10 protein-coding genes are annotated in these 18,783 nt (G+C 70.1%); 2 read left to right on the top strand and 8 right to left on the bottom strand.

All coding sequences use genetic code 11. The annotated features are described in order from the left end of the window. Window positions 1–65: 65 nt before the first annotated feature. From FHR37_RS08525 to FHR37_RS08495, 7 genes are all read right to left on the bottom strand, one after another. A complete protein-coding gene (locus tag FHR37_RS08525) occupies window positions 66–4,646 on the bottom strand; it encodes a cation-translocating P-type ATPase (protein WP_092889977.1) in 4,581 nt (1,526 codons plus the stop codon). A 9-nt stretch (window positions 4,647–4,655) separates the two neighbouring features. Further along, window positions 4,656–6,050: a glutamate decarboxylase gene (locus FHR37_RS08520; protein WP_092889974.1), complete on the bottom strand. Its 1,395-nt coding sequence runs from the start codon at window positions 6,048–6,050 to the stop codon at window positions 4,656–4,658. Between the two features lie 67 nt (window positions 6,051–6,117). Further along, window positions 6,118–7,110: an ABC transporter permease gene (locus FHR37_RS08515; protein ID WP_237769126.1), complete on the bottom strand. Its 993-nt coding sequence runs from the start codon at window positions 7,108–7,110 to the stop codon at window positions 6,118–6,120. Between the two features lie 30 nt (window positions 7,111–7,140). Next, on the bottom strand, window positions 7,141–8,037 hold the full coding sequence (locus FHR37_RS08510) for a carbohydrate ABC transporter permease (protein ID WP_092889971.1): 897 nt from the start codon (window positions 8,035–8,037) through the stop codon (window positions 7,141–7,143). A 102-nt stretch (window positions 8,038–8,139) separates the two neighbouring features. Beyond that, window positions 8,140–9,954: a type 2 periplasmic-binding domain-containing protein gene (locus tag FHR37_RS08505; protein ID WP_092889969.1), complete on the bottom strand. Its 1,815-nt coding sequence runs from the start codon at window positions 9,952–9,954 to the stop codon at window positions 8,140–8,142. A 293-nt stretch (window positions 9,955–10,247) separates the two neighbouring features. Further along, window positions 10,248–10,931, bottom strand: coding sequence for a GntR family transcriptional regulator (locus FHR37_RS08500; protein ID WP_237769125.1), 684 nt, complete (start codon window positions 10,929–10,931; stop codon window positions 10,248–10,250). A gap of 282 nt (window positions 10,932–11,213) precedes the next feature. Continuing rightward, entirely contained in the window at window positions 11,214–12,857 is a 1,644-nt protein-coding gene (locus FHR37_RS08495) for a GxGYxYP domain-containing protein (RefSeq protein WP_175542831.1), read from the bottom strand. Between the two features lie 460 nt (window positions 12,858–13,317). Between FHR37_RS08495 and FHR37_RS08490 the strand changes: the two genes are divergently transcribed. Both FHR37_RS08490 and FHR37_RS08485 read left to right on the top strand, forming a co-directional pair. Next, window positions 13,318–16,332, top strand: a complete 3,015-nt coding sequence (locus FHR37_RS08490; protein ID WP_237769124.1) for a ribonucleoside-diphosphate reductase subunit alpha — start codon at window positions 13,318–13,320, stop codon at window positions 16,330–16,332. 25 nt (window positions 16,333–16,357) lie between these two features. Beyond that, window positions 16,358–17,422, top strand: a complete 1,065-nt coding sequence (locus FHR37_RS08485; RefSeq protein ID WP_092889960.1) for a ribonucleotide-diphosphate reductase subunit beta — start codon at window positions 16,358–16,360, stop codon at window positions 17,420–17,422. 37 nt (window positions 17,423–17,459) lie between these two features. Here the strand turns inward: FHR37_RS08485 and FHR37_RS08480 are convergent, their stop codons facing one another. Next, on the bottom strand, window positions 17,460–18,692 hold the full coding sequence (locus FHR37_RS08480; protein ID WP_092889959.1) for an FAD-dependent oxidoreductase: 1,233 nt from the start codon (window positions 18,690–18,692) through the stop codon (window positions 17,460–17,462). Window positions 18,693–18,783: the final 91 nt, after the last annotated feature.

The raw sequence follows: 18,783 nt of genomic DNA, 5'->3' as shown, positions 1-18,783 counted from the left end.
GTCCCCACCCCCACCCGTCGCGTACGCGTTCTGCACACCGTAGGCAGCGCGGGCTCCCGGAAGCCTCACCCAGGCTGGGTGAGCGGACCGGCGAACCCATCCGAAAACCGGCGAACGGCCAGTTCGGTCAGCCCTTCCAGCCCGCTGCCCAGCGCCGTTCCGGCGCCCGCGGCGCCGAGCGCGGTGGCCCAGCCGAGCGGGCCGAGCGGCCGGCAGCCGAAGAAGTGGCTGAGTCCGGGCGCCTGCACCACGGTGGCGAGGCCCGCCCAGGACACCGCACCGGCGCCGACGACGAGCGGGCTGCGCCACCCGGTCACCACGGACTGCCCGAGCTGGGCGCCGACCATCGCCACCAACGCGATCGTGCCGGCCCGGCCCGGTGTGCCCGTCGCCCTGCCGACTGCCCACCCGGCCGACGCCGCGGCCGCGGTGGCGCCAGCCCGGATCGCGACGTCGCGGGCCAGCCGGCTCCCGAGCGAGGCGTCGGGACCCTCGTGCAGCAAGGCCTCCGGGGTGAGATGGGCAGGCGGCCGGATCGCCAGCGCCATCGCGGGCAGTACGTCGGTGAACAGGTTGACCAGCAGCAGTTGCCGGGCGTTCAGCGGAGACCCGCTCGGTGAGAGCAGCCCGGCCCCGAGGGTGAACGCCGTCTCCCCGAGGTTGCCGCCAACCAGGACCGCGATCGCGTCCCGTACCGACGCCCACATCGCCCGGCCCTCGACGATCGCGTCGGTGATGGTCTCCAGCCGGTCGTCGGTGACCACCAGGTCGGCGGCCTCCCGGGCGGCGGTCGTGCCGTGCCGGCCGAGGGCGATGCCCACGTCGGCGAGCCGGATCGCCGGTGCGTCGTTCGAGCCGTCACCGGCCATCGCGACCGTACGCCCGATCGACTGCAGCGTGCGGACCACGCGCACCTTCTGCGCGGGCGTCACCCGGGCGACCACCGACACCTCCGGCAGTACGGCCGCCAGCGAGGCGTCGTCGTGAGCGTCCAGGTCGGTGCCGGTGAGGACCCGCCCACTGTCGAGGATGCCGAGCTCGGCCGCGATCGAGGCGGCCGTGGTGGGGTGGTCGCCGGTGAGCATCACCACACCGACCCCCGCCCGGCGCAGCAGCGCGACCGCCTGCGCGGAGGTGGGCCGCACCTGGTCGGCGAAGGCGAGGAACCCCAGCAGTTCCAGTCGTTCCACCCGGTCCTCGGTGAGGTCACGGCGGCCGGACGCGGCCCGCTCGGCGACCGCGAGCACCCGGAATCCCTGCCCGGCAAGGCGATGCACCTCCGCCTCCACCTTCTCCCGGTCGGCGTCGTCCAGCGGGCGTACGCCGGCACCCCGGCGCCAGCGCCGGCACTTCGGCATCACGATCTCCGGAGCGCCCTTCACCACCAGCCGCTGCCCGTCGTCGGTCGCGCCGAGCGCCGCGTGGTAGCCGCGGCCGGACTCGAACGGCACGTCGTCGACCAGCGTCCAGCCCGGCGCTCCGGTGTCCGCCCGAACGCCCACCTCCAGCGCCGCGTCCACCACCGCCCGGTCGGTCGGGTGCGCCGGCACCTCGCCCGCGACGTGCTCGGGACTGGCCCGCAACCCGGCCGCGAGTACCAGCGCGCCCTGCTCGCCGAGCTGGTCCAGGGACTCCTCGTCGATCCCGTCGGAGACCCGTCGCAGCCGGATCCGTCCCTCGGTGAGCGTTCCGGTCTTGTCGAGCAGCAGGGTCGTCACCCGTCCGAGCGTCTCCACCGTCGGCGGGTTGCGCACCAGCGCGTTGCGGGCGGACAGCCGGCGCGCGGACGCCAGCTGCGCCACGGTCGCCACCACCGGAAGCCCCTCCGGTACGGACGCCACGGCCAGGCTCACCGCCGTACCGAGCGTGTCGCGAAGTCTGCGCCCACGCAGCAGGCCCACGCCCACGAGCGCCGCGCCGCTACTCAGCGACACCGGAACAGTCAACCGCACAAGGCGGTTCAGGCGTTCCTGGACGCCGCCACCGGGCGGTCGGTGGGCCGCCATCGCGCGGGTTCCCCGGCCGGCCTCGGTCTCCGCGCCGGTCGCGACTACCAGCGCGGACGTACGACCGGCCGCGACCACCGTCCCGTCGTACACCATGCTGGAACGATCGGCGACGTCCGCGGCGGTGCACGGCTCGGCCGTCTTGGCGACCAGCTGCGACTCACCGGTGAGGCTGGACTCGTCGGTCTCCAGCGCCCGTTCGGTGAGGATCCGGGCGTCGGCGGGCACGGCGTCACCGGCGCGCAGCACCACCACGTCGCCGGGCACCAACTGGTCGGCGAGCACCTCCACCTCGTGGCCATCACGCCGGACCCGGACCCTGGCCGCGCTGGTGTCGGCCAACCGGCGCACCGCCCGGTCGGTGCCCACCCGCTGCATGCCGCCGATGACGGCGTTCACTCCCATCACCGCGCCGATCAGCGCCGCGTCGGACACCGAACCACTGGCCGCGGCGACCCCGGCACCGGCCGCGAGCGTGGGGGTGAGCGGGTTGGCCAGCTCCTCCAGGCTGGCGCTGAGAACGTTCGCGTGGTGGTCGTCGCCGTCCGGTGACACGGCCGGCAGCCGGGCGGCCGCCTCGTGCTCGGTGAGCCCCCGAGGAGTGCTGCGCAGGCGGCGCAGTGCGGCCGAGGCGTCCAGGGAGTGCCAGTGGTTGCGGTCGGTGCGTACCGGCTCGGGCCGGTGGGCCAGCGCGGCGGCCGACCAGGTGCCGGAGACGAAGCCCGCCGCCGCGGCGACGTTGACGCCGATCAGGGCGCGTTCGGTGGCACCGCGGGCCGGGCCGAGCGCGGCCAGCAGGGCACCGGTGACCGAGCCGTACCCGGCCAGCGCCGCACCGCGCCGGGACACCGCCTTCGCCGCGGCCGCCGCGTCGAGCAGCAGACAGGCATCCGACAGGCCCGGTCCGCTCAGCAGGTGGGCGCCCCACGGTGGCCGGTGCCCGCGCTGGGGTACGCCGATGCCGCAGTCGGCGGTCGCCAGCGCGGCACCCGGACCTACGCCGACCAGCACCACCACCCGGCCCTCGGCCTGCAGCGCGCGGATCGCGCCGGGCAGCCGGTTCCCCGCCGGCAGGTCGCGTTCGACGCCGAGCCGGCCGGCCACCCCACTCCCCCGCCCGGCGACCATCACCTCCCCCGCGCCGCCCGCGGCCGCCACCAGCGCGTCGGCCAGCGGCGCGAACTCCGGCTCCGCCGCCAGCACCGCGACCAGCTCTCCCCCGCGCGCCAGCCCCAGCGCGACCGCACCCTGGCCGGCCAGCCGGTGCGCCGTCGCCCGTACCGCCGCCGGAACCGAACCCAGCCGGTGGGTCAGCTCCGTCAGCGGGCCGAGCGTCCACCCGCCCTGCCGGTGCACGGTTTTCGGGAGGGCGGGGTCGAAGAGGCTTTCGGCGCGCAGCCGCAGCCGGGCCTCGACCGCCGGGCCGGCGCCGTCAGGATGGTGCCCGTTTCCCCCGTGTGCGTTGGCTTTACGTGCGTTGGCCTTGCGCCCGTTCGTGCGTACGAACTCGGCGGCTTCCGGCGTGCACACCGTCAGCGGCCCGAGGACGAACCCGTCGGTACGCAGGATCGCCGCGTCCAGCACCACCGTGTCCACCCGGTCCAGCCGGCGCAGCGCCTCCGGGTCCAGGCACAGCGTTCCCCGCGCTGCCAACGCCCGGTTGACACCGGTCGCGAACGCCTCCCGGGCCACGTGCCCCGCCTTGGGAATGCCGGCGCCGACCAGGGCGATCGTCCGCCGCGGGTCACGGGTGGCCAGCATGGTCGCACCGGCACCCACCATCGACGCCAGCCCGGCGACGTCGGCCAGTCGTTCGACCGGACCCGGCGGCAGCGGCGCCGGCCGTGGCGGCAGCGACAACGCCGGCGTCCGCTGCCCGTCGTCGGCCGCGCTCAGCTCCCCCTCCCGTCCTGCCCACACCCGCCCGCGCCGCCCGGCCTCGTCGGCCAGCGCCAGCCGCTGGGCGGCGTCGACGAGCAGCCCCAACGGCCCCTGGGCGAGACCCTGCGCGAGCGCGTTGCCGGCCGCCAGTGTGAGGTCGGCCGCGGACCGGCCGAGCAGGCGTTCCCACTCCCGGCGCAGTCGCGGCGTGGAGTCGATCAGGCCGACCAGCGTGGGCACCTCCGCGGGCAGCCGGGCGATCCGCAACGCCCGGCCGGCGACACTGAAGCCGAGCGCGGCGACGTCCGCGCCGAACGCGACCAGCTGCCACTGGCGCGGCTCCACGTCACCGGGATGGTCCGGCCGTGGGGGGAAGGGCTCGCCGGCCAGCCCATGCCGGCGCTCAACGGCCGCGACGGCGGTCAGCACCTCGACCGGGACCCCGGGCGCCTCCTCCTCCGGGACCTCGGAAACGTCCCCGAGCACGTCCGCGGCGCCTTCGCCGGCACCGCCGTCGTACTCCACCACGACCCGGCCCAGCACCGCGTTCACCCACGCACGTCGTACGCCGGGCAAGGCCAGCACCGCGTCCTCGAACTCCTCCGCCAGGTGCCCGCTGCCCGGCCGGTCCACTCCGCGTACCTCGACATGCGCCCGGCCGTTGCCCACCCACGACCGGCGGGTGGTCCGGCCCCGGCGCGGCCACGACCCGGGTGAGAGCGCTCCCGGCACCAGCCGGCCGACCACGGGCAGGAACATCTGCCGCGCTCAGTGGTGGAAGGACGACGTCGTACGGCCCTCGGACGGCAGCCACTCGCGCAGCCGGTCCAGGAACTTCACCGCGTCGGCCACGTCGTCCAGCAGCAGCTGGGCGAGGTCGCCCGACAGGCCGTTGCGCACCACGATCCGCATCACCACCACGTCCTCGCGGTTCTTCGGCAGCGGGTAGGCCGGCACCATCCAGCCGCGACCGCGCAGCCGGTTGGACAGGTCGTAAAGGTCCCAGTTGCCGGTGTGGCCGTCGGCCAGCCGCCAGCACACCACCGGGAGGTCGGCGCCCGGCCACATCACCTCGAACGCCTTCATCGCGGCGAGCCCGTGGGCGATGGTCCCGGCGACGTCGTGGCTCGCCTGCTGCACCCTGGTGAAGCCTCGCCGGCCCAGCCGCAGGAAGTTGTAGTACTGCAGCAGCACCTGTGCGCCGGGCCGGGAGAAGTTCAGGTTGAAGGTGCTCTCCTCACCGCCCAGGTAGGCCACCTTGAACACCAGCTCCTGAGGGACGAACTCCGTCGTACGCCACACCGCCCAGCCGACGCCCGGATACACCAGGCCGTACTTGTGGCCGGAGGCGTTGATGGAGTGCACCCGGTTGAGCCGGAAGTCCCAGCGCAGCGTGGGATGAAGGAACGGCGCGACGAAGCCTCCGGAGGCGGCGTCGACGTGTACCGGCACGTCCAGCCCGGTGCGGTCGTGCAGGTCGTCGAGTGCGGCCGCGATGTCGGCCACCGGCTCGTACGCCCCGGTGTAGGTGACCCCGAGGATGGCCACCACGCCGATGGTGTTCTCGTCCACCGCGTCGAGGACGCCGTCGGGAGTGAGGCTGGGCCGTTCGGCGGTGACCGGGACGTACCTCGGCTCCACCTCCCAGTAGTTCGCGAACTTCTCCCAGACCACCTGCACCGCGGAGCTGAACACGATGTTCGGCCGGTCGGCCGGCTTGCCCTCGGCCGCACGAGCGTGCTGCCAGCGGCGCTTGAGTGCCAGCCCGCTCAGCATGCACGCCTCCGACGACCCGACCGTCGACGTGCCGAGGGCCGCGTGGCTGTCGGGCGCGTGCCAGAGATTGGCGATGATGTGGACACAGCGGTTCTCGATCGCCGCGGTGAGGGGGTACTCGTCCTTGTCGACGAGGTTCTTGTCCGCCGCCTCGGCGTAGAGCTGGTCGGCCTCGCGTTCCATCCAGGTGGTCACGAACGTCGCGAGATTCTGCCGGGCGTTACCGTCCAGCAGGATCTCGTCGTGGATCACCTGGTACGCCGTCTCCGGCAGCATCTCGTCGGTGCCGAGGGAGTAGCGCGGCACCCGCCGCTCGCCCTGTCGTGCAAAGAGCGGGTTGACAGCCACCTCGTCCGGCAGCCGGGGCGAGGTGCGGCGATAGCGCATGGCATCCCCCTGCCCCGCCGGGCGTTTCCCCACGCCCGACTCGCCCGGCGGGCTTACGCGCCGCGGCTCACCACAGGCTGGACTTCGCGAACCTGCGGGCCAGCTGGTTGGCCGCGATCAGCAGCACCAGCCCGACCACCGAACGGAACAACCCGATCGCCGCGGCGTAGGAGAAGAGGGGCACGTCGGAGGCCAGGCCGACCTTGTAGACGTAGGTGTCGATCACTTCCGAGCTGGACAGGTTGAGGTTGTTCTGCATCAGCAGCACCTTCTCGAAACCGATGCTCAGGATCGAGCCGATGTTGAGAATCAGCAGGATCACCGCGATCGGCGCGATACCGGGCAGGTCGATGTGCCAGATGCGCTTGAGTTTCGTCGCACCGTCGACGATCGCCGCCTCGTGCAGCTCGGGGTCGATGCCGGCCAGCGCGGCCAGGTAGATGATCGCGGAGAAGCCGAGGCTCTGCCACACGCCCGACCACACGTAGATGTGCCGGAACAGGCCCGGGTCGCCCATGAAGTCGGTCGAGGAGATCCCGAACAGGCCGAGCAGGTTGTTGACCATGCCGATCCGCGGGTCCAGCAGCACGAACAACATGCCGACGATCACCACGGTGGAGATGAAGTGCGGTGCGTACGTCACCATCTGCACCGTGCGCTGGAACCACCGGACCCGCACGTAGTTGAGGGCGAGCGCCAGGACGATCGGCAACGGGAACGTCGCCACCAGCTCGTAGGCCTGCAGGACGATGGTGTTCCGGATCACCGGCCAGAACTGGTAGGACTCGATGAACCGGGTGAAGTTGTCGAAGCCGACCCAGGGGCTTCCGGTGATGCCCTGGACGACGTTGTAGTTGCGGAAGGCGATCTGCACGCCGTACATCGGCCAGTACTGGAAGATGATGACGTACGCCACCGGCAGCAACAGCATGAGGTACAGCTGCCAGCCGTGCCCGATCCGCCGGGCGGTGCTCTCCCAGCGCGTCCTTCGGTCGAGCCGCCTCGGCCGGTCCTGCCCGGACTCGGCGATCTCCCGGCGGTCGGTAAGTGTGTCTGTCACGTCGTACTCCCGTCCCTTCCTGGAGACCGGTCAGCCCTTGAGCGAGCCGATCATCACGCCCTTGACGAAGTGCCGCTGCACGAACGGATACGCCAGCAGCGGCGGGACGCTGGCGATCACGATCAACGAGTACTTCAGCAGGTCCCGCAGCTCCTGGACCCGCATGAGTTCGGCCGCGTCCTGGATCTGGGAGGGGTCGATGGAGTTCTTCACCAGAATCTCGCGCAACACCAGCTGCAGTGGGAACAACGACTCGTCGGTCAGGTAGATGAGGGCGTTGAAGAACTGGTTCCAGTGCCCCACCGCGTACAGCAGCGCGTTGACCGCGATGATCGGCTTGGACAGCGGCAGCACGATCCGGGTGAAGAACTTGAAGTCGTCGCACCCGTCGATCCGGGCCGCCTCCAGCAGCTCGTGCGGGATCGTCACCTGGTAGTAGGTCCTGGTGATGATCATGTTCCACACCGCCATCGCGGTCGGCAGGATCAGCGCCCAGCGGGTGTTCAGCAGCCCCAGCTGGTGCACGACGAGGTACGTCGGGATCATGCCGCCGCTGAACAGCATGGTGAACACGAACAAGAACATGAAGCCGTTGCGGCCGTACAGGTCACGCCGCGACAGCGGGTAGGCCGCCAGCAGCGTCATGGTCACGTTGATCAGCGTGCCGACCACCGCGTAGAAGACCGAGTTGAGGAAGCCGGCGACGATCGACTTGTACTCGAAGATCGCCTTGTATCCCTCGAGGTTGAAGTCCACCGGCCACAACCACACCTGTCCGGAGCTGATCGCCTGGGCCGAGCTGAACGACGCGCTGAGGATGTAGACCAGCGGGTACAGCACGGCCAGCAGGAACAACCCCAGGACGGCGATGTTGCAGACGTCGAAGATCCGGTCGGACCGGGTCTCCTTCATTGCCGTCACCGCCATGCTCACACTCCTCCTCGTTCGTGGACCGATCCGGAGCGGGCGGGCCGCCGGGGGCACACCGGCGACCCGCCCGCGCCGAGCTTCGGGGTCGGGCCGGGCGGCCTACTTGTACTTCGCCTCGTACGCCTTCTGGTTGATGTCGACGAACTGTGAAGTCCCCATCCGCTCCACTGTCGTGAGGTAGTTCTTCCACGCGGTGTCGTCGTCGACGTCCCACTGGCCGAGGACGAACTTCGACAGGGACTGCTTGACGTAGTTGGCGAGAGTGAGGCTGAGCTCGCCGGTCTGCGCGGCCTGCTCCTCGTCGAGGTACAGCGGCGGGAGCTGGGTCTCCTTGTCGACCTTGTACGAGTAGTAGGCTTCCTTGCTCTCCTCGTACAGCGGCTTCTCGAACGTCGGGTTCTTCGGGTCGGCAAGCTCACCGAGACGGTAGTCGTTGGAGCGGTAGCCCAGGCCGAGCTGACCCCACCACTGGCCGTCCGGCGGCGGCCAGGTGCCGAGAGTGGTCCACACGGCCTGCTTGCCGTTGATGCCGACCTCGCCCTTCTTCGCCCAGCGCCAGCCCTTGTCGAGGTCGCCGCTGTAGGACCGCATGATGGCCTCCAGCTCGTACTGTCCGTCTGCCCACTGCACCGCGACGGCGGGGTTCTTGCACGCCTTGGTCACGACGAACGCGCCACCGGTCACCGCGCCGTAGTAGTTCCAGGTCGCGAAGCGCTTGCCGTCGGGCCCCTTCAGGGTGGGAACGGCCACGTAGTCGCGCCAGCGGGCCTTGGGGTCGTCGTCGTTCAGGGTGGCGAAGCTGCCCCAGTACCACGTTCTGGTCGCACCCAGGATCGGGTCACCCTTGTGGTCACCGACGCGGCGCAACTGGTCGCCTTCCTGGGTGAACGACTGCCGGGCCAGCAGGCCCTGCTTGTACAGCTTGTTCATGTAGCGCAGGCCCTCGCGCCACTCCGGCTTGTTGAAGGTCACGTCGACCTTGCCGTTGTTCAGCACCAGCCACGGCTCACCTGGGTTGTACATGAACGAGCTCATGAAGAACGTGTCCAGCGCGTCGTCCTTGCTGGACATCAACGGCACCTCGTCGCGCTTGCCGTTGCCGTTGGGGTCTCGGTCCTTGAACGCCTTCAGGACCGCTTCGAACTCCTCCAGCGACTGGGGCATCTCCATGCCCAGTTTTTCCAGCCACGGCTTGTAGATCCACATCCGCTGGTTGCCGCAGTTGCAGTGGAAGCAGTCGTTGACGTACGGCATCGAGTAGATGTTGCCGTCCGTCGCGGTGAGGAGGTTCTTGGCGTCCGGGTAGTCCTTGAAGATCCGCTTGGTCTCGACGGTGTACTCGTCGATCAGCTTGTTCAGCGGGACGAACAGCCCCTGCGATCCGTACAGCAGCTGCTGGGCGTTGGTGAAGTTGATGTTCATGAACACGTCGGGGACGTCGCCGGAGGCGATCATCGCGTTGACCTTGGTCATCGCGTCGTCCCCGCCGGCCACCACCTGCCACTTGATGGAGACGTTGGTGTTCTTCTCGTACCACTTGCTGAAGTCGTTCTTGGCCCAGTCCCCGACGGAGACGTTCTGAGGCACGACGACGCGCAGCGTCACCTTCTCCTTGACCAGCAGCGCCTTCTTCGACGCCCGCGGTCCGACGTAGCCGTCGGGATAGATGACGTCCGAGTTCGGCGTGGTCTTCGGTCCACCCTTGGCCGCCAAGGGGTCCTTGACGGCAGCGTCCTTGGAGCCGCCGTCCCCACCGCTGCTGCACGCGGCGAGCATCGGGCCCGCCGCGGTCGCCGTCAGCCCCACACCGACCGCCCGGGTGACGAACTGCCGCCGGGACGATCCCTGCCCGGGTTCCGGCGCCACCGTCGGTCCCACCATCGGGCTCGCCTCGGCCTTTTCATCTGCCGCCATTGCACTTACTCCTCTGCACCAAGGAACGATGAACTGCCGCCCTCCCCTGCGGGCGGGCCGGCTGGAGCGGATCCGGCGACCGGAGCGGTCCGGTCGGCCGGCGCAGACACCGAAGACGTGAACGCCGCGGGTTACGGCGGTCACGAGGTCGGCAAGGGTCGAACACCCCGTGGCAACAAACAGCGTGAACTTCGAAGAGCGGATCCGGGAAAGCGATTGCCGGAATTCAGCTGTGACGCGGCTGGTGGAGCCCGAGTCTTCGTCGTACCGAGGATCTGGGGAGCCGGCGCATGTCAGCCCCCTCCCGGCGTCGGGGCGACCGAACCCCCGTCGTACAACGGCGCGAGCCGGGACCTGGAGGCCTCCAGGTGAGACCGCATCGCGGCTGCGGCGGCGTCGGCGTCACCGCCGGCGATGGCGTCGACCAGGGCTCGGTGCTCGCGCAGCGCGGCCGAGCCCATTCCCGCCCCGTAGTTGAGGCGGATGATGTGCAGATGGCAGTGCGTCCTGGTGAACGCCGCCCGCATCCGGACGTTTCCCCCGAGCTGCTGGATCAGGTCGTGCAGCCGGTGGTCGTGCGCCGCCATCCGTTGGTAGTCCTGGTAGGACGTTCCCTCCGGCGCACTGGGTATCGAGGCCAGCTCCTTGGTGAGGAGCGCGGCCTTGTCGTCGTCGATCGCGGCGGCGGCGCGGGCGGCCGCCCACGGCTCCACCACGAACCGGAACTCGAAGAGGTCCTCGAACTCCGCCTTGCTGAGCAGGGGTGCGGTCGAGTAACCCCGGAAGGGTTCCTTGATGACCAGCCCCTCCGACTCCAGCCGGACCAGTGCCTCTCGCACCGGCGACTGGGAGACCTCCAGCGCTCGTGCCGCCTCGTCGATGTTGATTCGGGCGCCCTGGCTGAAGACGCCGTCCATGATCATTTCCTTGAGCGCTTCGTAGACACCCTCGGCGAGGTTCTGCCGCCTGGGCAGCACGACGTTTCCACCTCGCCCACCCAGTGACACTCGTGCACGTGCGCCCATGCCGCGGCTCTTTTCAGGTAAGGAGCAACGAGATTTCAGGTCGGCCCGCGAGGGCCGGGAAGTGCCGAAGGACGATGTGCGTTCGAGGAGAACCCTCGATCGTGGATACACGATCCTATAGCCGACACGATCGCGCAATGCCCTCGTAACGATTGCCTCGCGCGCTTCCGTTATCGGACGCCGCCTGCTCAGCAGACGGCGTCCGGACACGTCGCGGGACGTCACTCCCACGCCTCAGCGGTGCACGTTCGCGGCCATCATCCGTACGAGTACGTCCGGAGTCACCACCCGTACATGTGGTGCCAACTGGTTGACGACCGACGCCACGTCGTCCACACTCTTGCTCCACGCGTGCCAGATCACCAGCGAGTACGCGTCGACGCTGCCGGGATCGCGGCCGGCGTCGTTCACCGTCGCGGCCACACTGGCCTCGTCGGCGCCGGACAGCCCCTGCCACAACATGGCGCGTGGAGCCACCACCGGCTTGTCGTTCACCCACACCACCCGGCCGCGGCCTGCGTCGTAACGGGAGTACTCGAGGTACACCAGTCCCTCGATCTGGTCGTGCCGCAGGTAACTCGACCAGAGCGACGTGTCGTCCATCGACTCGAAGTCGAGAATATGCACGACGCCGAGGTCGGCCCGGCGCATCTGCCCCGCCAGCCGGTCGGTGTGCAGGTCGAGGTCAGCCTTCGGATACCTGCTGGGGTAGAGATATCCGCCGCCGGAGGGTCCGACCACGAACCGGTCGCGGTGGGCCCCGTCGGCAGCGTGGTCGTAGTACCACCGCAGCACCGACGGAGCCAGGTCGACCAGGGCGGGCGCGACGGCCCAGCCCAGGTCGAGGGTTCCGCGCGTCGGGCTGCCGTACCACCTCCGGTCACTCTGGAAGTCACCGAGCAGCCACTGCACGTTGTCCCCGTCGGTGACGAGGAACGCCACGTGGTGGGTGCCCTGCGGCGGCACCGGCACGCCGTCAAGCGGGTGTTGACGCACGGTGTCGAGGGTGATGCCGGACAGCGGTGCGAGGTTGCGAGCATGGTCGGCGGCGATCGTCCGTACGCCGGCACGGGAGGAGACCGAGACGAAGGCGTCCTCCCCCGCGGACGCGTCGCCCCAGCCGATCACGGCCGCGTCCGGGTCCAGGTCGTCGACGACCTCGGCCCGGAAGCCGGAGTTGCCGTCGAAGAACATGAACGCGCCGGCCATGGTGGCGTAGTCGCGTAGCTGGTTGGCGAAGTCCGGCTTCTGCTCGACCGCGACGTCGTGCCGCAGCCGGTTCCAGAACGTCTCCTTCACCCAGCGGTCGTCCCGGCCGCGAACGTCGAGGACCCGCCGCATCCGGTGCGCACGGGCCGCGGGCTCCAGGCTCTCCTCCACCGCGACGGCTCCGACCAGTCCGGCGACGCTGGTGGCGACGTTCACCGAACCGTCGCCGTCGCGGTAGAGGACGTAGCGGTTCAGCGGCCGGTCGGTCACGTCCGTCCCGGCGAAGCGGTCCACCAGGTCCCAGGCGCCGGTCGCCTCGACCACGTCCACGTCGTAGCGGTCGGCGAGATCGGCCAGCCACACCGGGTAGCCGACGCCGGGCACGTCGACGTAGATCCCCTCGGAGCCGGCATCCGGCCGAGGGCGGGCCAGCTGACCCTGCAACGTGGCGACGAGCACGCGTTCGGCCGGGCTCAGCGCGCCCTCGGCGACGGCGTGCAGCCGGGTCGGCCGTACGCCCTTCGGGAACAGGCTGCGCGGACCCGCGTCGGCCCGCGCGGCACGTGGCCGGCCCAGGTCGACTGCACCCATGCCGAGGACACCGGCACCTGCCCATGCCATCCGGCTCATCGCCTGCCGCCGGGAGATCCCGGACCGTTCCTCGGTCATCGCGAGCGGTTCCCTTCGTCGCCTCAGGTCGAGTGCTCGCACAGTAATGATCAACTTCGCGGGGCGACCAGCGTTCGTCCCATGTCGGACGCCGGGAACCAGCACGCCCCGAGCGACACGACACACCGGATGTTGGGTTGTACTGAATCGCAGACCACAACATGTAGTCTCTCGGTGCTGGTGATCGCTGCGGGCACGTGACGCGCGACGCTCCCCTGCGGCTGCCGGCGAAGCTCCTGCCCTGCCGTCGGCGCGCGCCCCCATCCGGGCGTACGCCGATCCGACGGCCGCGAGGGTAAATGGTCATGCAGTGCGGGTACGGGCGCAGTGAGCCCGACGCCCCCCGCGTGACCTGCACAGGCCTGGGTCGACCCGACGCCGTACCACCGGCGCCGGTGGACCCCGCTCGCCTATCGCGGCCGGAGGCTGACGTCATTCCGCTCGCGAGGAGAGAGAGCCCGTGTCCACGTACGACACCACGCACGAAACACCAGCGGCCGTCACGGATTCCCCGATCGGCTCCCCGGCGCAGACCCCGCCACCGCCACCCGCCCCGGACGCCGACGAACGCCAGGTGGTCCGCCGCGACGGCAGCGTCTCGCCGTTCGACCCGGCGAAGATCGCGGTGGCCATGGCGAAGGCGTTCCTCGCGGTCGAGGGCCCCGACGCCGGCGCGTCGTCCCGCGTCCACGAGACCGTCGACCTGCTCACCCGGCAGGTCGTCGCCTCGCTGACCCGGCACCCCGACCTGGGCCGGATCTTCCACATCGAGGACATCCAGGACCAGGTGGAGCTCGCCCTGATGCGGTCGGGCAACCACCGGGTCGCCCGGGCGTACGTGCTGTACCGCGAGGAGCACACCCGCGCCCGGCTGGAACGTGAACCCGTCGTCGAGGTGGAGCCCGCCGAGGTCACCATGCACGTCAAGGGCGCCGACGGCGAGCTGTATCCCCTCGACGACGTCCGGCTCACCCGGATCGTCGAGGAGGCCTGCGGCGGGCTGCCGGCCACCTCCGCCGAGTCGGTGCTCACCGAGGTGTCCCGCAACCTCTACGACGGGATGACCCAGCACGAACTCGAGCTCGCGCTTGTGATGGCCGCCCGCACCTTCGTGGAGACCGACCCGGAGTACTCCCTCGTCAGCGGCCGGCTGCTGCTGGACAAGCTGCGCCGGGAGGCACTTTCGTTCCTGCGCGGCGGTCCCGACGAGGCGAGCCAGCAGGAGATGGCCCCGCGCTACCCGGCGTACTTCCGTGAGTACGTCGAACGCGCGGTGCGGCTGGAACTCCTGGACCCCGAGCTGGCGAGCTTCGACCTGGACCGGCTCGGCGCCGCACTGCGGCCCGACCGGGACCCGGAGTTCCAGTTCCTCGGGCTGCAGACGCTCTACGACCGCTACTTCCTGCACAGCGACGGTACGCGGTTCGAGCTGCCGCAGGCGTTCTTCATGCGGGTGGCGATGGGGCTCGCGCTGCGCGAGGACGACCGGGAACGCCGGGCGATCGAGTTCTACGAGATGCTGTCGTCGTTCGACTTCATGTGTTCCACGCCGACACTGTTCAACGCCGGAACCACCCGGGCCCAGCTGTCGTCGTGCTTCCTCACCACGGTGTCCGACGACCTGGACGGCATCTTCACCGGCATCCGGAACAATGCGATGCTGTCGAAGTACGCCGGCGGTCTGGGCAACGACTGGACACCGGTGCGCGGCATGGGCGCCTACATCAAGGGCACCAACGGCCAGTCCCAGGGCGTCGTGCCGTTCCTGAAGATCGCCAACGACACCGCGGTCGCGGTCAACCAGGGCGGCAAGCGCAAGGGTGCCGCCTGTGCCTACCTCGAGACCTGGCACATCGACGTCGAGGAGTTCCTCGACCTGCGCAAGAACACCGGCGACGAACGCCGGCGCACCCACGACATGAACACCGCGAACTGGATACCGGACCTGTTCCTCCAGCGGGTCGAGGCCGACGCCCAGTGGACGTTGTTCTCTCCCGACGAGGCGCCCGACCTGCACGAGCTGTACGGGCGGGCGTTCGCCGAGCGCTACGCGGAGTACGAGGCCCGCGCCGATCGTGGCGAGATCCGGGTGTTCCGCCGGCTGCGGGCGGTCGAGCTGTGGCGGCGGATGCTCACCATGTTGTTCGAGACCGGGCACCCGTGGATCACGTTCAAGGACCCGTGCAACCTGCGGTCCCCGCAGCAGCACACGGGCGTGGTGCACTCCTCCAACCTGTGCACCGAGATCACGCTGAACACCTCGGCCGCCGAGGTGGCCGTGTGCAACCTCGGCTCGGTCAACCTGGCCAACCACGTCGACCGGAACGGCGTCGACCACGAGCACCTGGCACGGACCGTGCGCGCTGCCGTGCGCATGCTGGACAACGTGATCGACGTGAACTTCTACACGATCCCGCAGGCCGGTGAGTCCAACCGCCGGCACCGCCCGATCGGCCTGGGCCTGATGGGCGTGCAGGACGCGTTGTTCACGCTGCGGATACCGATCGCCTCCGACGCGGCGGTGGAGTTCGCCGACACCACGACGGAGATCTTCAGCTACGAGGCCATCGCGGCCTCCAGCGACCTGGCGGCCGAACGCGGAGCCTACGCGTCGTTCCCGGGATCCCTGTGGAGCAAGGGAATTCTGCCGATCGACTCCCTGTCCCTGCTCGCCCAGGCCCGGGACGGCAAGCTCGACCTGGACCGCTCCAGCCGGCTGGACTGGGACAGCCTGCGCCGCCAGGTCCGCACCACCGGCATGCGCAACTCCAACGTGATGGCGATCGCGCCGACCGCGACGATCTCCAACATCTGCGGGGTCGGTCAGTCGATCGAGCCGCTGTACCGCAACCTGTTCGTCAAGTCGAACATGTCCGGCGACTTCACCGCGATCAACCCCCACCTCGTCCGCGACCTCAAGGCCCGCGGGCTGTGGGACGAGGTGATGGTGAGCGACCTGAAGTACTACGACGGAAGCGTCACCCCCATCGACCGGGTGCCGGCCGACCTCAAGGCCCTGTACGCGACGGCGTTCGAGGTCGACCCCGCCTGGCTGGTGGAGGCAGCGGCCCGGCGGCAGAAGTGGCTCGACCAGGCCCAGTCGCTGAACCTCTACGTCGCCTCACCGAGCGGCCTGCAACTGGACGCGTTGTACCGGCTCGCCTGGCGGCGAGGGCTGAAGACGACGTACTACCTGCGGTCCCAGAGCGCCACGCACGTGGAGAAGAGCACCCTGCGCGGCACCGACGGGAAGCTGAACGCGGTGTCACCGGCCGGGATGAGCCAGCCGGCTGGTGCCGGGGTGACCGGCGGGGCGAGCGGTGGAGTGACCGCCGGACCGGGGGTGGCGGCCACGACCGTCGTGCCGGTCGTCGCCCCGATGCCCGACCTCACCCCGGCCGGCATCACGGTGCCACCACCGTCGGACACCGCGTTCTGTGTGATCAGCGATCCCGACTGCGAAGCCTGCCAGTAAGGCGTCCCCCGAGGTGTGGAGAACCATGAACGACAGTGACCCGACCGGCCTGGGAGACATCGACCGGCACGCCGCCCGCGTCAGCGTGGACGACAAGGCGATGATCAACGCGCGCGCGGATGTCAACCAGCTGTTGCCCCTGAAGTACCAGTGGGCGTGGGAGAAGTACCTCGCCGGCTGCAACAACCACTGGATGCCGACCGAGGTGTCCATGCAGGCCGACATCGCCCTGTGGAAGTCGCCGGACGGGCTGACCGCCGACGAACGCCTGATGATCAAACGCAACCTCGGCTTCTTCGCCACGTCGGAGTCGCTGGTCGCCAACAACATCGTGCTCGCGGTCTACCGGCACCTCACCAACCCCGAGTGCCGGCAGTACCTCCTGCGCCAGGCGTTCGAGGAGGCCGTGCACACGCACACGTTCGAGTACGTCTGCGAGAGCCTCGGCCTGGACGAGGGCGAGCTGTTCAACATGTACCGCGAGGTACCCTCGATCACCGACAAGGCGGCGTGGGCGCTGGAGTACACCCGGCACCTGGAGGACCCGTCGTTCCGGACCGGCTCACCGGACCGCGACCAGGCGTTCCTTCGCGACCTGGTGGCGTTCTACGTCGTCTTCGAGGGGATGTGGTTCTACACCGGCTTCGCACAGATCCTGTCCCTCGGCCGGCGCAACAAGATGGTCGGCATTGCCGAGCAGTACCAGTACATCCTGCGGGACGAGTCGATTCACCTGAACTTCGGCATCGACGCGATCAACCAGATCAAGATCGAGAACCCACACCTGTGGAGCACGGCCTTCCAGGAGGAGATCCGCGGGATGCTGGCGCAGGCCTGCGAGCTCGAGGTCGCCTACGGACGCGACACCCTGCCGCACGGCATGCTCGGGCTGAACGCCGGCCTGAGCGAGAAGTACATGCGGTTCGTGACCAACCGCCGATGTGTCCAGATCGGGTTGACACCGGTCTTTCCCGAGACCGAGAACCCCTTCCCCTGGATGTCGGAAATGATGGACCTCAAGAAGGAGAAGAACTTCTTCGAGACCCGGGTCATCGAGTACCAAAGTGGAGGTGCCCTGACCTGGGACTGACGTGAGGATGGGCGGCGGCCTACGCCGCCCATCCTCGCTACGACCCGGTCTGGGCACCGGCCGCCTCGCCGGTGCCGAGGGGGTAGGTCGCCGCGGCCGTCGGGACCGGCGCGGGCTTGCCGGTGAGCGCGCCGGTGAGCAGCCGGTCGGTGCCCGGAAGCGCCATCAGCCGCAACGCGGCCCGGCGGACCACCAGCTCCGCCCGCGTCCTCGGCAGGAACCACCGCGCGAGCCTGCGCGCCGAGCGCTGCTTGTCCTCGGTGAGCGGTCTCCACGCCTGCTCGTACGCCGACAGCCCGGCCTCGACAGTCGGCGCGGCGGCGACGTGGTCGGCGAGCACGTACGCACCGGCCATGCCCAACGACGCGCCCTGGCCGGCGAGCAGCGAGACCGCACCGCAGGCGTCCCCGACGAGCGCGACGCGGCCGCGGCTCCATCGGGGAAGCTCCACCTGGGCCACCTGGTCGTAGTAGATCCGCGCGGATTCGGGTGCCAGGTCCACCACCCGCGGCGCGACCCAGCCCAGGGAGCCGTACTCCGCCCGGAGCGCGGCCCGCGGGTCCGCCGGCAGGGCGGGGTCCGTGGCCCGGTGCACGGCGAAGACCGCGACCTTGCTCTCCCGCAGGGCGTACAGCCCGAGCTGGCGGCCGGTGCTGTCGGTGAGGCAGAACCTCGGGCCCACCTTCGCCCGGACCTCCGGGTCGTGGAACACCCATGCGGCGGTGTGAAAGCCGAGATAACGGACGAACCGCTCCTCTGCTCCGAAGACCAGCCGGCGGACCACGGAGTGGATGCCGTCCGCGCCGACGAGCAGGTCGGCATCGATCTGCGAGCCGTCGGTGAGGCCGACCCGGACGCACTCGGACCGGTCGTCGACGGCGCGGACACTCGTCGCGTACCGCAGGTCGACGGTCGCCGGCAGCTTTTCGCGCAGCGCCCGCTCGAGGTCGGGGCGCATCAGGCTCATCACCCGCCCGCCGCTCGCCCGCTCCACCCGGGCGTACTCCAGCCGGGCCCGCACCCGGCCGTCATCGTCCAGCCAGGCGGCCTCCTCGACGACGTAGCCGAGCTCGCGCAGCCGGGGAAGCAGGCCCATCCGCTCGGCCACGTCGTACCCCGGCCCGAAGAAGTCGATCATGTAGCCCTGCTCCCGCGGGCCGGGCGCCTGCTCGACGAGCACCACGTCCCGGTTGGCGGCGGCCAGCCGGTGGGCAAGGGTCAGCCCCGCGATCCCGGCCCCGCAGATCACCACACGTCTCGCGCCGCGCATCTCACCGCACTCCTCACTCGATCAGGGTCGTCGACGGGGCCCGCAACCACGATAAACCCGAATTGGTCGATCGCCCAAACCCATAGCGGTC

Origin of the sequence: Actinopolymorpha cephalotaxi (genome assembly GCF_013408535.1) — a bacterium.
Classification (GTDB): Bacteria; Actinomycetota; Actinomycetes; order Propionibacteriales; family Actinopolymorphaceae; genus Actinopolymorpha; species Actinopolymorpha cephalotaxi.
The sequence above is the reverse complement of the archived record's forward strand: the minus strand, read 5'-3'. Positions and strand labels throughout refer to the sequence as shown.

Excerpts from the sequence above, each read along its gene's own strand:
- FHR37_RS08525 (WP_092889977.1), bottom strand. The coding sequence starts at position 4,646 with ATGTTCCTGCCCGTGGTCGGCCGGCTGGTGCCGGGAGCGCTCTCACCC.
- FHR37_RS08520 (WP_092889974.1), bottom strand. The coding sequence starts at position 6,050 with ATGCGCTATCGCCGCACCTCGCCCCGGCTGCCGGACGAGGTGGCTGTC.
- FHR37_RS08510 (WP_092889971.1), bottom strand. The coding sequence starts at position 8,037 with ATGGCGGTGACGGCAATGAAGGAGACCCGGTCCGACCGGATCTTCGAC.
- FHR37_RS08505 (WP_092889969.1), bottom strand. The coding sequence starts at position 9,954 with ATGGCGGCAGATGAAAAGGCCGAGGCGAGCCCGATGGTGGGACCGACG.
- FHR37_RS08495 (WP_175542831.1), bottom strand. The coding sequence starts at position 12,857 with ATGACCGAGGAACGGTCCGGGATCTCCCGGCGGCAGGCGATGAGCCGG.
- FHR37_RS08485 (WP_092889960.1), top strand. The coding sequence starts at position 16,358 with ATGAACGACAGTGACCCGACCGGCCTGGGAGACATCGACCGGCACGCC.
- FHR37_RS08480 (WP_092889959.1), bottom strand. The coding sequence starts at position 18,692 with ATGCGCGGCGCGAGACGTGTGGTGATCTGCGGGGCCGGGATCGCGGGG.